Raw genomic sequence first — 13,480 nt, 5'->3', positions numbered from 1 at the left:
CCACTATAGCAATTTCCGGAGAAAACTCGGCACCTTAAACCGCGGCCCGTAGGTCTGCTCGTACGCTTTACATTTTGCCATAAAGGCGTCCAGGCCATAATCATTCACAAACTGGATCACACCGCCCCGAAAAGCGGGAAATCCCCAGCCGTAAACGCTGCCCAGGTTGGCGGCCGGTACCGAACGGATCACTTTTTCCTGCATACACCACACGGCTTCGATTACCTGGGCAAACAGCAGGCGCTCCTTGATCGCTTCGTGATCGTATTCCTGGTCGGCCGGGGGGAAGTGTTCAGTCAGTTCCGGCCAGATGGTACGTTCCGCTCCCTCGTGGTAAGCAAAGAAACCGGCCCGTTTTTGCCGTCCCGGCCGTTCCAGTTCCTTGAGCATTTTGTGCAATACGGCTACCGCCGGATGCTGGATGTATTTATTTCCGTAGTGGACGGCAGCCTGATTTTCGTATTTCAGCACCAGTTCCAGGCCCAGATCATCCGCCAGAGCCAGCGCTCCTTTTGGCATACCGGCTTTCTGGCCGAGGTTTTCGATCAGGGCCGGAGGATAACCTTCCTGCAACATCGTGATCCCCTCCAGAATATAGGTGTTCTGGACCCGGGCGGCGTAAAAGCCCCAATCGTCCTTAACGATGATCGGGACCTTATGAATGGCATTGACAAAATCAAAAGCCCGGGCGATGGTCTCATCCGATGTTTCCTCCCCTTTGACTATCTCTACCAGCGGTATCTCATCGGCCGGATGGAAGAAGTGCAGGCCGACATAGTTTTCGGGCCGCACCGAGGCGGTGGCCAGTTGTGTGATCGGGATGGAAACGGTGTTGCTGGCAAACAGGGAGTACTCATCCAGGAACTCTTCGGCTTCCCGCGTCACTTTCTGTTTTACCATTTTGTTTTCGAAAACCGCCTCGATCACCAGATCGCAGTCCTCAAATTCTTTGGAAGATTCCGTGGTCTTGATCCGGGACAGGGTTTCAATCTTATCTTCCTCCTGGATAAATCCGATTTCCAGCAATTCGTCCAGTTTCTTCCGAACGTACTCCCGGGCGCGTTCGGCGATCAGGTAGGAAACGTCCTTCAGTACCACGTGCAGTCCCTGACGCAGGCAGGCGAAAGCAATACCCGATCCCATCATACCCGCGCCGATCACCCCGACCTTGCGGGGACGGAATTTTCCAAAACCTTTGGGTCGGTTCTCCCCGCTCTTGATGGCGTTGTAATCAAACCAAAAGGTCTTGATCATATTTTTGGTAGCCTTACTCAGTACCAGACTGGTATAATACCGGCCTTCGATCTTACAGGCGGTATCAAAGTCCACTTTCGAGCCTTCGAACAGCACGTTCAGTATGGCCTGCGGCGCCGGATAGTTGTGGTGGGTAAGTTTGGCCAGTTGGGCCGAAAAGTTACGAATCGTGGCCGCCACACTGGCCTTTTTGGCCGTACCGCCGGGGATGCTTTCGTGTTCCCGGTCCCAGGGCCGACGCCCTTCTTTGTTTTCCAGCAGCCAGGTTTTGGCTTTTTCCAGCATCTCCTTGCGGTTCTTCGCCAGATCGTCGATGATCCCTACCCGCATGGCCTCTTGGGGCGAATACCGGTGCCCGGAAGTGAGGATGGTGTAGGCTTTTTCGATCCCCAGCAGCCACATCAGTCGGATAACCCCTCCCCCACCGGGCATCAGCCCGAGATTGACTTCCGGATGGCCGAGCCGGATCCGCGGATCGTCAATGACGATGCGGTGGTGGCAGGCCAGAGCGACCTCAAAACCCGTACCCAGCGCGCTCCCGTTAATGGCAGCCACCACGGGAACGCCGGGGCTTTCCAGGTCCCGCAGAAATTTCTTCAGCGTTTCCGTAAAGGAGAAGACTTCTTCGGCATCCTCTGCATTCAGCAGGTATTCCAGGTCTCCACCGGATAAAAAGGTCTTTTTGTCCGAGGTCAGGATCACGCCCCGCAGACCACCGCGGGCCTTCTCCATTTTCAGATGCTCCAGTACCGGCAGAAAGGCCTGCCCGATCTCGTGGTTGATCACATTGACCGTCCGGCCTTTCATGTTCAAACTCAGGGTGACAATGTTGTCAGTATCTTTAGAATAACGAACCATGAAATGGTTTTATATCAGATGTAATTTTGATCAGATCTTTTCGGCCAGGGCTTCTTCCACCGGACTAGTTACGGCTTCACCGGTTGGTGTTTATCAAACCAACCCAGCACGTAGGCCACTTTGTTCATCAGGTTACTCGGTTTATTGGCGATCCCGTGTCCGGAATCCTGAATACGGACCATTGCCGCATCCACCTTATTCAGCTTCAGCGCAGCGTAGTACTGCTCCGTTTCCGAGATCGGTGTGCGGTAATCCTGCTCACCGGTCAGCAGCATCGTCGGTGTTTTCACATTACCCGCCAGAGAAAGGGGTGAACGCTTCCAGTATTGCTCGGGATTTTCCCAGGGGAAACCGGGGAACCAGTACTTGGAGAAAAACGCCGGACCGTCCGCGTGCAATACAAAACTGCTCCAGTTGATCACGGGTTTGGCCACCACGGCCGCCCGGAAACGGTCCGTTTTGCCAATTATCCAGGCGGAGAGTACGCCGCCGCCGCTGCCGCCGGTTACGTACAACTGGTTTTCATCGATATATCCTTTTTCAATCACCGCATCCACGCCGGAGATCAGATCGTCATAGTCTTCTCCCGGGTAGTTGTGGTGGATCAGATTGGCGAATTCCTCGCCGTAGCTCGTACTGCCCCGTGGGTTGGTATACAGCACCACGTACCCGGCCGCCGCGTACAATTGTACTTCCGTGGAAAAACGCCAACCGTAATTGGTGAAAGGCCCACCGTGGATCTCGAGCAGCAACGGATATTTTTTGTTGGGATCAAAATCGGGCGGCTTACAGATCCAGCCCTGTACCTTCCGGCCGTCGAAGCTGGATTCGTACCAGATCTCTTCCACGGCTCCCACTTTTTTGTGGCTGAACAGGTCCGCGTTTACTTCCGTCAGTCTTTTTACATCCCCGCTGCCGGTGGCCACCGCCAGATCGGACGGGTGTTCGGGCGTACCCAGGGTATAGGCGAAGCGCCCGTTTTTGGCTACGGTATAATCGCCGCCGGAATAGGGCCGTCCCAGAGATAATCCACCTACATTGTTGGTCAGGTCAGTTACCTTACCCTGCAGGTCCATCCGGGCGATCTTGGTATTACCCCGGTCATCGTATTGAAAGAAGAGATATTTACCGTCGGCACTCCACTGTAGGTTATCCGAATTGCGGTCAAAATCCTTATTGATGAGGCGCGGATTGCTGCCGTCCCGGTTCATCAGGTAGACGCCGGTAGTCTGAAAGCCCTGGTAGCGGTCGTCAAAGCCGGAGTAAACGATCGTTTTTCCGTCCGGCGATACCACCGGGCTGGAATCCGGTCCGTTGCGGTCCGTCAGTGCTTTGATCGTGCCCGAGGCAACTTCCAGTTCATAGATCTCCGAATTGCGGGGTTCGTACTCCCCTTCCGGGTGCCGGTTGGCGGAAAGGATGAGGTATTTTCCATCGGGCGTCCAGGCGAAAGCACTACCGTGATCGAAATCTCCGGAAGTAAGCTGCCGGGGATGACCGCCGTCGGCTGACATCACAAAAAGGTGCCGGTAAGATGCGGGCAAATAACCGGCCCCATCGGAACGGTAATTCAGCTCATCAATATATTTTGGTTTCTCGGTCCACTTTGCGCCCTTGGGCGGACTCGGCAGCGACATCAGCGAAGCGGGCTGGCTATCTACCGACATGCCGAAAGCGATCCATTTTCCATCCGGCGACCACTGAATACCGCCGGGAGATTTCGGGAAATTGCTCAGCTTCTGCTCCGTGCCGTCCTCCAGCCAGCGCAGGTACATCTGGGAACTGCCACCTTTGCTGCTCAGGTACAGCACGCGGCTGCCGTCCGGCGACCAGCGCGGGGAATAGTCGCTCTGGTTGCCCGTGGTCAGCGGTCGGTTTTTACTGCCGTCGGCGTTGACGATCCAGAGATTGGACCGGTTGGCATCGGCCATCACATCCTTGAAGTTGCGTACGTAGACGATCTGGGAACCATCCGGTGAGATCTGCGGATCGGAAATAAATTCCAGATCGAAGATATCCATCAGTTCCAGCTTTTCGGTCTGGGCCTGGCCGGAAAAAGGAATACAAAGAACGGTTAGCAGGAAAATATAGAGTGGTTTCATCATGGAAAGGTGATTTTTCCACAAAATAAGGAATTTTGCCGGTAGCGGGCCGTGCCTTTGGCTATCTAAAACGCCAGGAAGTTGATCGCAAATTGTTCCATTACCTTGAGGGTATCCTGATCGAGGATATTCCCTTCTTCAGTGAGGGCACCGATCCGGGAGATCGGTAGATAGGCCGGCATGATCAAGGTGCCCATGTGGTGTAGTATGGCGGTCAGATGATCGATGCCGCGCAAATTGCCCGCCCGACCGGTGGCTACACCGACCATGGCCGCTTTCTTGCCTTTGAAATTACTCTGGTACTCGCGAATGGAACAGGCATCCAGGAACAATTTCAGCGCCCCGGGGATACTTCCGTTGTACTCCGGTACCACAAACAGGAACTTGGAGGCAGACAGCACAAAATCATCCTGCAGGCCACTCAGGCTGGGTGACTGCTGATCTTTTTCGTACATATCCGGATGAAACCAGTCGTGGGGGATGGATTCCAGCGGCAACAGCTTGACCGTCTCGTCCGTGTTGGCCTGCAAAAAAGCCACCATCTGGCGGGCAAACAGCAGACTTTCACTTTCCTTTCGATTGGTACCCGAGATTACTGTGATCATATTGGTAAAAAATTCAGCTTGCAATGCAAGTCCTTACAGATAGATAGCTGATGCCCGGTGTTGGATCCCCTGCCGGCAGGTTTAACGATGACTTTCCTTCCGGCCACTGAACAATTTTTCGGCAGCTCAATTTTATTAATGGATGCCAAGTTCGCATCTCTAAGTTGCATAAGTATACAGTTATTCCCCCAAAGTTGTTTAAGGAAACCGCATTAATTTGCCGGGAGCCCTTTCGACTACCGCCCCGCAATTACCGGGAAGAAAGCGACCGGCCATCCGACACGCTGATCCGGACAAGAATTCATTTTTTATTCTCTCGAAAGCTGGCTATCTTCGGGCAGCTTTCCCAAAATATCAATATTTTATGAAGATTACTTACTATGGCCAATCCTGTTTTGGCATTGAGACCAAAGGCAAAAAACTCCTCTTTGACCCATTTATTTCACCCAACGAATTAGCCAAAGACGTCAATGTAGACGGTATTGAAGCCGACTATATCCTGCTGACCCACGGCCACCAGGACCACACGGCAGATGCCGAGCGCATTGCGAAAAAAACCGGCGCCAAGATCGTTTCCAACTTTGAGATCTACAGCTGGTACGGCCAGAAAGATATCGAGGGCCACCCGATGAACCACGGCGGCAAGTGGGCATTCGACTTCGGAACGGTAAAATACGTGAACGCTGTGCACTCCAGTTCATTACCCGACGGCACTTACGCCGGTAATCCGGGCGGTTTCGTGGTCTGGAACGACGAAGGCTGTTTTTACCACGCCGGAGATACCGCACTGACCATGGACCTGAAACTGATCCCGATGACCTGTCCGAAGCTGGATTTTGCCATTCTGCCCATCGGTGATAATTTCACGATGGGCTACGAAGATTCCATTATTGCCAGCGATTTTATCGAGTGCGATCGCATCCTCGGCTGTCACTACGATACTTTCGGATTTATTAAAATAGACCACGATGCGGCCAAAAAGGCTTTCGCGGATAAAGGAAAAGAGTTAATTTTGCTGCCTGTCGGTGGAACGATGTAGGTACGGCATAGTGCAGGGCCTGCGGCGCGGGGTTGGCAGCCAACCGCGACTCCGAAGCAAACACAGGTGCCCTGCACCATGCTCCGGCAAATTTTTCAACGAAAAATTCAAATAGACAAACATGGGTAAAGTAGTTACCATAGCGAATCAGAAAGGAGGTGTTGGCAAGACCACAACGGCCATCAACCTGGCCGCCAGTCTGGCGATCCTGGAAAAAAAGGTACTCCTGATCGATGCCGATCCTCAGGCCAATGCCTCTTCCGGCGTCGGTGCTTTACCCGAGGATGTGGACGAGAGTATCTACGACTGCATGATCAACGAACTGGATCCGCAGGAAGCCATCTACGAAACCGATACACCCAATCTGGAGATCATCCCCTCCCACATCAATCTGGTGGGGGCAGACCTGGAACTGGCCAGCCGCTGGCGCCGGGAATACGTAATGAGCGAGATCGTGGAAAAGGTAAAAGATGACTACGACTATATTTTCATCGACTGCTTGCCTTCTCTCGGTCTGGTTACGGTCAATGCACTGACCGCCGCCGATTCCGTGCTGATCCCCGTGCAGTGCGAATACTTTGCCCTGGAAGGACTTACCCAGTTGCAGAATACCATCCAACTGGTGAAAAAGAGTCTGAATCCCAAGTTGGAGATCGAAGGTATCCTCTTGTCTATGTACGATAGCCGGCTCCGTCTGGCCAATGAGGTGGTCGATCAGGTGCGGGAGATCTTCCCGGGTCTGGTCTTCGAGACCATCATCCACCGGAATTCCAAGATCAGCGAAGCGCCCAACATGCACCAGCCGGTTGTGATGGTAAATGCGGGCAGCAGAGGCAGCATCAATTTCCTAAACCTGGCTAAGGAGTTTCTGGAGAATAATTCGGATGCGATTGTGACCGCTTGATGAGAGTGGGTGACTTGGAGACAAGGAGAAGAGGAGACAAGGAGAAGAGGAGACTTGGTGATGGGGGGACAAGGAGATTTGGAGATAGGGAGACAGTGTGAAATTATCCATACCGGCAAAAACCATCAACCGTCAACCTTCGACCGACCGTCTACCGTCTACCGTCTACCGTCCACCATCAACCGTCCACCAAAAAAAAAGAATCAAAAAATATTATGGCGATTAAGAAAAAACGTACTGACGGGCCCCAAAAAAGTACTACGAGAAAGAAATCCTTTGGGCTGGATCCCAATATGGTGAATAAGATGAAGAGTCAGGGTGCCGGTACGGCTGCGCTTATCCCCGATAATATCGATGAGCAGATCGCCACTAATCCGGAGGGACTGATCAAGGAGCTATCCAGCCACTTCGCCATGATCCCCATCGAGCAGATCGAGGCCAATCCCGATCAGCCCCGGCGGGAATTTGAAAAAGAAGCCCTGCAGGAACTCGCCGAATCCATCAGCGTACACGGGATCATTCAGCCGATCACTGTACGCCGCTTTGCCGATAAACAGTACCAGATCATTTCCGGGGAACGCCGCTGGCGGGCTTCCAAACTGGCCGACCTCCAGGAAGTGCCGGCCTTTATCCGGATCGCCAACGATCAGACGCTCATGGAAATGGCTCTGATCGAGAACATTCAGCGGGAAGACCTCAACCCATTCGAGATCGCGGTCAGTTACTATCGCCTCAAAGAAGAATTTGAACTTACCGACGAAGTGCTTTCCGAAAGGGTCGGGAAAAAACGGAGTACCGTAACTAACTACCTGCGGCTGCTGGACCTGCACGCGGACGTTATGGACGCCATGCGCAATAAAAGCATCACCATGGGCCACGCGCGGGCCATCGCCGGGATCAAGGACAAACTCCTGCAAAAGGAATGCCTCCGGAAAATGTACGATGAAGAAGGCAAACTCATGTCCGTAAGAGCGGCGGAAACGCTGGCCAAGACTTATCATCCGCCCAAGGGAGAAAAGAGCAAAAAAGAAGCTCCGAAAAGTCGCTTGCAGGCGGAACGCGACCGCATCCTGGAGGATTTCCGGGTATTCTTTGGTACGCCCAACGTCAAAATGGAGATCAGTGAGGATAATGACCAGAAAGGCCGGATCATCATCGACTTCAAAGACAATGATCAGTTGAATTTCTTTTTCAAATGCGTCGAACAGCTTTAATTGTCAACAAAAGGTCAATGCCCGCCATTCGGCTCACAAACCGGATGCCCGGAGCGTTCTGCTTAGGAATCTAACACCACCGGCTCATGCTGTACCGCATTTTTTCCGTTACTCTGCTGTGTTTTTTACTCAGTCAGTCTGTGTCCGGGCAGGACACCACGACAATCGTCCGCCCCGATACCAGTACCGACAGCCTGCTGGTGGAAGCCGATAAAGCGATTGAGAAAAATTCGAACTGGCCGGTGCCCAAAAAAGCGCTGCTGTGGTCCATCATTCCCAGTGGCGGCCAGGTCTATAACCGGGACTGGTGGAAAGTACCGCTGGTAGCCGGCGGCTTTTACGCCCTCTACCGCACGATAGATTACAATACCGATCTCTACCGCCGGCTCCAGGATGCTTACCTATTGAAGCTGGATAATAAGGAGCACGAATTTACCGGCACCAGCATCGATAATGTCCGGACGCTGCGTAACCTACGCGACCGCTACGATAAGAATACCCAGATGAGTTATGTATTCCTCTTGCTTGGTTACGCCCTGCAGGGGATCGAAGCTTACGTGGACGCTCACCTGCGGCAGTTCGATATCGATGACGATCTTTCGTTCCGGCTCAAGCCTACCCTGGAGATGCTCCCGGTCAGCGGCCAGGCAGTCATGGGCGTTGGGGTGGTCATCCCGATCAAATAGCCCGGTGCCGCCCAAACGGCTAAAACTTCCGGCCTTCGGAATATCAACTTCCCCGCCGTTTGCGTTATTAATCCTGACTTTTAACCTTTGTGCTATCGACCGTAGGCGGATCGCCTGTCGACTAAATAGACCATCCATGAACAAATATCTTCTTCTTGCGGGCCTCTGCCTGCTTGCCCTGGATCTGTCCGCCCAGGAAGGCACCTGGTACAGCATCAACCTTTATCCCAATTATTCGGACCGCCGCCTGATCGTTTTTGAAAACCTCAATCAGACCCAGATCGATGCTATCGACAGCCTGGAAGCTGCCAAACCCTCCTACTCTATCGGAGGCGCGATCCAGTGGCGCGGGGAATTCATCGGTTTCCAGTTGGGAGCAAATCTGGTGAATACCGGTTACCGGACCATCCGGCAGGCTATTCCCGCGGACGATCCCTTTAGCGGACAGGCGGATGAGTACGAACAAACCTTTACCAATTATTTGCTGGAAGTGCCCGTAGAGCTCACCTTTTACCAGACGCTCAACGAGAATAATGAGTTCTTCTTTATGATGGGAACCGGCATTGCCTATAACCTGACCAATCGGACCCGTACGACCCTCTTCAGTAACGGCGGCACCAATCCGGTCGACAATTCGCCGACGGATGAGGTGGATTTCCGGAATATCAATGTGGAATTTCAGGCAGCCCTGGGTTGGGAGAAAGCATTCAGTCCCAATCTGCGGATCGTGGTGCAACCGCATTTCCAGTTCTGGCTGCGCGGTTTGTACGTGGATGAACTCATCAACCGGAATATTTATTCGCTGGGCGTTCGCCTGGGGGTGAAGTTTGGCCGCTTGCTGGAGTAAGTGTGATGCCGGTAGCGGCAATTCATATCCAATCGCCAGCGCTCCACCAATAGGAAGATTTAGTAATTTTGGTAGGCTGTGAATTCGTTTTTATAGTGAGTCGTCGTTGCGAACGACGACCAGCGGTCCCGATGTGGGGTTGGGATATACTATGGGGAGCAAGGGTGGATGAGCTCATCAACCGGAATATCTATTCGCTGGACGTACGCCTGGGGGTGAAGTTTGGCCGCTTGCTGGAGTAAGTGTGATGCCGGTAGCGGCAATTCATATCCAATCGCCAGCGCTCCACCCATACGAAGATTTAGTAATTTTGGTAGGCTGTGAATTCGTTTTTATAGTGGGTCGTCGTTGCAAACGACGACCAGCGGTCCCGATGTGGGTTTGGGATATACTACAGAAGGCGGGGGATTTTATAATATTGTTTTCTCATGCTGTAAGTAGTATACTTGCTGTCCGTAGTCTGGCAATCGCATCTCATTACCGCTGGTCGATGTTTGTAACGTCGACCAGATATGAAGAAATTGCACACCTCATCCCGTTTTACCCTATCTCTGCTTTCCGCAGTTTGTCTTACGACGAACAGTTGCGCCAAAGCCAATACCTTAACCGCTCGGAGGCATTTGGAACGCCGACATAATATCACAAGCACCATTCTCCAGCTTCCCCCATACAGATCGAGGCCAGAACAGGCTAAACTTTTTTCTATTAACCGAAGCCTGCATACCCGGCAACACTCATGTAGCCGGGTAAGCAGTGTTGCAAATTATTAATCGAGACTGGCCATAGTTTCCCGGATCTCCGACAGGCGGCGGGGTTCGTATTCCAGTTCGATCTGGTCTATCTCGCCTACCGTGACCTCCCGGATCGCCAGCAAAGGGCGGCCGTCTTTCACTTTCAGGCCGATCACCCGTACTTCCATGCCCCGGGGAACGGAAAGCGTGGTATAGTGATCCTTCTTCCGAATGGTATTCAGCGCGCTCCGTCTTTCCTTGAAGAGGATAAAGACCCTTTCTTCCTGCTCATCATCGTCCATCACCATCAGCGGCTCTTTTTCGGAAGCAGCAATATTATAGAAGCGATCGCAATTGATCCATCCCATTTTATTGACGGTGAAGAAATATTCGTTCAGCGAACGCTGATCGACTGCGCCCTGTTCTACGGCCGCTTCGTAATCGGCGATCTTCTTGGCTTTGTATGCCTCGTAAGCCTCCAGCGTACGGCGGTATTTGACTTCCGCCAGCTCATAGGCTTCCTTATATTTTTCCCGCTGACGCTGTTGGTGGGCCTTCCACTGTGCTTTCAGTCCGGCCTCATAAGCCAGCATTTCCTCGCGGTACCGGTCCATCTTGGATTCATAGCGTTCCATTTCCAGTTCGTGGGCCGCCAGCAGTTCCGGATAACGTTCGAGCCGGGCTTCGTACTGTTCTACCTTTTGGGCGTAGATCGCCTCTTCGCGGGCTTCGATCTTCTTGCGGCCCATGACCAGTTTTTTAAAAAAACCGGGGTTGTACTGAATACTTTCCCGCTTGGGTTCGCTCGGATAGACCGGTGCGCGCGGCTTAGCCGGTTCTATCGGCTCACCAGAAAGGTCTTCCTTGAAGAAGGTCATGCCGGTTCGCACATCGGGCATGGCCGGAGGGTCGGCAATGCGCAGAGTGGCCATCTTGTTGGTTTTGAATCCCTGTCCGGTAGGGTTCCAGTCCTGCAGGTTGCCGTTGGCATCGGTGGCCCCGGTGAAGAGCTGCATATCCGGCAAGGTCGATTCGGTAGGCATACTGATCACCAATTCACCACCTTCCCGGAGCTGAAGCTGTTCCTCTCCCAGGCGGGCTTCGAGATAGACCATACCGCCGGTCTCCAGGATGCGATCGCCGGAGTGCGTACTCAGACTCTGCGCGATCATATCGGCGTAAGTGTAGGCTTCCCGCATTTCCAGTTGGATGTCACCGTGGGCCGTCCGGCCGTCGGCGTGTACGAATATATCGGAAGGGATCCAGACCGTAGTACCGTCCGCACCGGTGATGGCGACGGATTGGTCCGAAGCGAAGCTAAAAAACTGACCACCATTCTCATTCAACCCACCGATCAGATCATTCAGCGAATGAAGGGGCCAGTGGTAGAGGTCGATCTCGACGCGACGGTTGCGTTGCCGTCCGGTTTCCGTAACGTTACTTTCCGCGGGCCGGTGCTCGCCAAAAGTGGAGATACTGACCAGATCCGTCGGCAGATCGCGCTCGGTCAGGTAAGTGCGCACGGCCGCCGCCCGTCTTTGCGCCAGCGCTTCGTTGTACTGATCGGTACCGGTCGCATCGGTATGGGCTCGTACGTCCAGTTTCCAGCGATCCAGTTGTCCTATCGTTTCCAGCAAACCGTCCAATTGCTGCCGGGCATCCGGGCTCAGCACATCGCTATCGAGGGCGAAATAAACAATGCTGGTTTCCTGTTCCTGGGCCTGCAGGGATAAACTTCCGCACAATACCAGGAACATAAGGAGTAGAGCGTTCTTATACATAACAAAAGGTTTTAGTGGCGATGGAAGGGGGCGAAGTAGGCCGGTGGAACAGGGTCGCTCATTGCGTAAAGCGTTTTTGAAAATGAACCTAAAAAATGACGAATGATCCGCCATTGGTTCGACCATGTTTTGATGCACTTCACAGAACAGCTATTCCGATCTCCGACCTACTTCGATATTCTGGTGTACACCTTCTGAATAAAATAGATGCAGCATAACTAAAAACCGGTGTACCACCAACATCCCTATAACGCAGGATAGGAAAAAAGTAACAGCTGAACTTTACCGAAACCTACCGTACCGGATCGTCGAGACAGGTCAGCCCCGTTAAGACGCTGACTACAAACTTATCATTAATGGGAAAAGGCCGATCTGCTACCGAAACGCCGTCAATTAGGGGTGATCACTTCCAGTGCGCGCACCGGCCGGCCGTCGCTCCAGTAGCCGAGCATACGCTGTTCCAGGGTATTGCCGAGCGCATAACGACAATAGTCGCCCGAATCCAGGCAACTGATCAGGGCATCCAGTATCTTCCAGTAGCCGTAATAATCCAGAGCATTGCAACTGGCGCGACGCAGCGCGCGATTGGCCGTGGGATTCCTTCGCCCGTTGTCGAATTCCAGATTAACCGCGTAGCACTGGCTGTGCCCGGCACCGATGCCGATAGAGTCGCGATACTGATAGATGAGGTTTCGCTCCGGGGTATGTACGGCGGTCTCAAAGACCAGGCGGGCAAACTCGTCACCGACCACCCGGTCCCCTTCGCTGGCCATGATCACCAGCTTGGTGTTTTTGGGCATGGCTTTGTAGGTTTTCAGCCGGCCTCCCTTCAGCGGACCGCTACCGGGAGCACAAAGCAAAATCGCCCGAGGCTGGGGAATGCCATAGTCGACAAAATTGACGCCGAGATCGGCCGATACCACCCCACCGTAACTGTGCCCGGCCACCACCAGGTAATCCGCTACGGGCCGCACGTATTGCGGTTGTTCGAGTTCCAGCAAAGCATCCCGGATTGCCCGGGCCGCATGGTCGCCGAATTTTCCCGGACGGGGAAAAAACAGATTGCGCTGAAAGCGGGGAAAGATCACGATATTGCCCCGCCGGACGAGGTGTTCGATCCAGTCGCCGTAGATCATCGGGTTGTAGGCACCGTAACCGTGGATCAGGACGACCACCTGCGCTGAATCGGGTCGCTGATCACCACCGGGTTCGAATAACCAGTATCCGTAGGGTTTTTCCGCGAAGTCGTACATTTGCACACTATCGCAGACGTAATCCGCACCGCCGGGACCGGCCAGGGGCTGAGCGGGGCCCTGCACCGTCTGGGCCTGGGCCAGGGAGAGGCCGGCCAGGCTAAACAAAATAGAGAACGCTGATTGTTGAAGCAAATAATTGATTGCCATTAAGTTGTGATTCTTTCGCGAATTGGACGTTAATCTGAAAATACCCGGACTTTTTG

Annotated in this window: 11 protein-coding genes; 6 read left to right on the top strand and 5 right to left on the bottom strand. The window is 53.3% G+C overall.

Annotated elements, in window-relative coordinates; all coding sequences use genetic code 11:
- Positions 1-3: 3 nt before the first annotated feature.
- From CRP01_RS18585 to CRP01_RS18575, 3 genes are all read right to left on the bottom strand, one after another.
- The gene (locus CRP01_RS18585; RefSeq protein WP_099151586.1) at positions 4-2,112 is read right to left on the bottom strand and encodes a 3-hydroxyacyl-CoA dehydrogenase NAD-binding domain-containing protein; all 2,109 of its coding nucleotides are present in this window, start codon (positions 2,110-2,112) and stop codon (positions 4-6) included.
- Positions 2,113-2,180: 68 nt separating this feature from the next.
- On the bottom strand, positions 2,181-4,217 hold the full coding sequence (locus CRP01_RS18580; RefSeq protein WP_099151706.1) for an alpha/beta hydrolase family protein: 2,037 nt from the start codon (positions 4,215-4,217) through the stop codon (positions 2,181-2,183).
- A gap of 62 nt (positions 4,218-4,279) precedes the next feature.
- Entirely contained in the window at positions 4,280-4,819 is a 540-nt protein-coding gene (locus tag CRP01_RS18575) for an NADPH-dependent FMN reductase (protein ID WP_143473435.1), read from the bottom strand.
- Positions 4,820-5,183: 364 nt separating this feature from the next.
- Between CRP01_RS18575 and CRP01_RS18570 the strand changes: the two genes are divergently transcribed.
- From CRP01_RS18570 to CRP01_RS42350, 6 genes are all read left to right on the top strand, one after another.
- The gene (locus CRP01_RS18570) at positions 5,184-5,858 is read left to right on the top strand and encodes a metal-dependent hydrolase (RefSeq protein ID WP_099151584.1); all 675 of its coding nucleotides are present in this window, start codon (positions 5,184-5,186) and stop codon (positions 5,856-5,858) included.
- 121 nt (positions 5,859-5,979) lie between these two features.
- Complete coding sequence (locus tag CRP01_RS18565) at positions 5,980-6,762, top strand: ParA family protein (RefSeq protein ID WP_099151583.1); 783 nt, start codon at positions 5,980-5,982, stop codon at positions 6,760-6,762.
- Between the two features lie 215 nt (positions 6,763-6,977).
- Positions 6,978-7,976, top strand: a complete 999-nt coding sequence (locus tag CRP01_RS18560) for a ParB/RepB/Spo0J family partition protein (protein ID WP_222845770.1) — start codon at positions 6,978-6,980, stop codon at positions 7,974-7,976.
- Positions 7,977-8,062: 86 nt separating this feature from the next.
- On the top strand, positions 8,063-8,662 hold the full coding sequence (locus CRP01_RS42355) for a DUF5683 domain-containing protein (protein WP_170110441.1): 600 nt from the start codon (positions 8,063-8,065) through the stop codon (positions 8,660-8,662).
- Positions 8,663-8,798: 136 nt separating this feature from the next.
- A complete protein-coding gene (locus CRP01_RS18555; protein WP_170110440.1) occupies positions 8,799-9,509 on the top strand; it encodes an outer membrane beta-barrel protein in 711 nt (236 codons plus the stop codon).
- Between the two features lie 95 nt (positions 9,510-9,604).
- Positions 9,605-9,751, top strand: coding sequence for a hypothetical protein (locus CRP01_RS42350; RefSeq protein ID WP_170110439.1), 147 nt, complete (start codon positions 9,605-9,607; stop codon positions 9,749-9,751).
- A gap of 524 nt (positions 9,752-10,275) precedes the next feature.
- On the opposite strand, the gene CRP01_RS18550 is transcribed toward CRP01_RS42350, so the two are convergent.
- Both CRP01_RS18550 and CRP01_RS18545 read right to left on the bottom strand, forming a co-directional pair.
- Positions 10,276-12,021 (bottom strand): OmpA family protein, encoded by a 1,746-nt coding sequence (locus tag CRP01_RS18550; RefSeq protein ID WP_170110438.1) that lies wholly within the window; start codon positions 12,019-12,021, stop codon positions 10,276-10,278.
- A 389-nt stretch (positions 12,022-12,410) separates the two neighbouring features.
- Positions 12,411-13,424, bottom strand: a complete 1,014-nt coding sequence (locus CRP01_RS18545; RefSeq protein ID WP_143473434.1) for an alpha/beta hydrolase — start codon at positions 13,422-13,424, stop codon at positions 12,411-12,413.
- Positions 13,425-13,480 lie beyond the last annotated feature (56 nt).

Origin of the sequence: Flavilitoribacter nigricans DSM 23189 = NBRC 102662, from assembly GCF_002646595.1 — a bacterium.
Lineage (GTDB): Bacteria > Bacteroidota > Bacteroidia > Chitinophagales > Saprospiraceae > Flavilitoribacter > Flavilitoribacter nigricans.
Note: the sequence above shows the minus strand (reverse complement) of the source record. Positions and strands in the feature narration are given on the sequence as shown.

Bases quoted from the DNA above. Each gene is read 5' to 3' on its own strand.
- CRP01_RS18585 (WP_099151586.1), bottom strand. From the start codon at position 2,112: ATGGTTCGTTATTCTAAAGATACTGACAACATTGTCACCCTGAGTTTG.
- CRP01_RS18580 (WP_099151706.1), bottom strand. From the start codon at position 4,217: ATGATGAAACCACTCTATATTTTCCTGCTAACCGTTCTTTGTATTCCT.
- CRP01_RS18575 (WP_143473435.1), bottom strand. From the start codon at position 4,819: ATGATCACAGTAATCTCGGGTACCAATCGAAAGGAAAGTGAAAGTCTG.
- CRP01_RS18570 (WP_099151584.1), top strand. From the start codon at position 5,184: ATGAAGATTACTTACTATGGCCAATCCTGTTTTGGCATTGAGACCAAA.
- CRP01_RS18565 (WP_099151583.1), top strand. From the start codon at position 5,980: ATGGGTAAAGTAGTTACCATAGCGAATCAGAAAGGAGGTGTTGGCAAG.
- CRP01_RS18560 (WP_222845770.1), top strand. From the start codon at position 6,978: ATGGCGATTAAGAAAAAACGTACTGACGGGCCCCAAAAAAGTACTACG.
- CRP01_RS42355 (WP_170110441.1), top strand. From the start codon at position 8,063: ATGCTGTACCGCATTTTTTCCGTTACTCTGCTGTGTTTTTTACTCAGT.
- CRP01_RS18555 (WP_170110440.1), top strand. From the start codon at position 8,799: ATGAACAAATATCTTCTTCTTGCGGGCCTCTGCCTGCTTGCCCTGGAT.
- CRP01_RS18550 (WP_170110438.1), bottom strand. From the start codon at position 12,021: ATGTATAAGAACGCTCTACTCCTTATGTTCCTGGTATTGTGCGGAAGT.
- CRP01_RS18545 (WP_143473434.1), bottom strand. From the start codon at position 13,424: ATGGCAATCAATTATTTGCTTCAACAATCAGCGTTCTCTATTTTGTTT.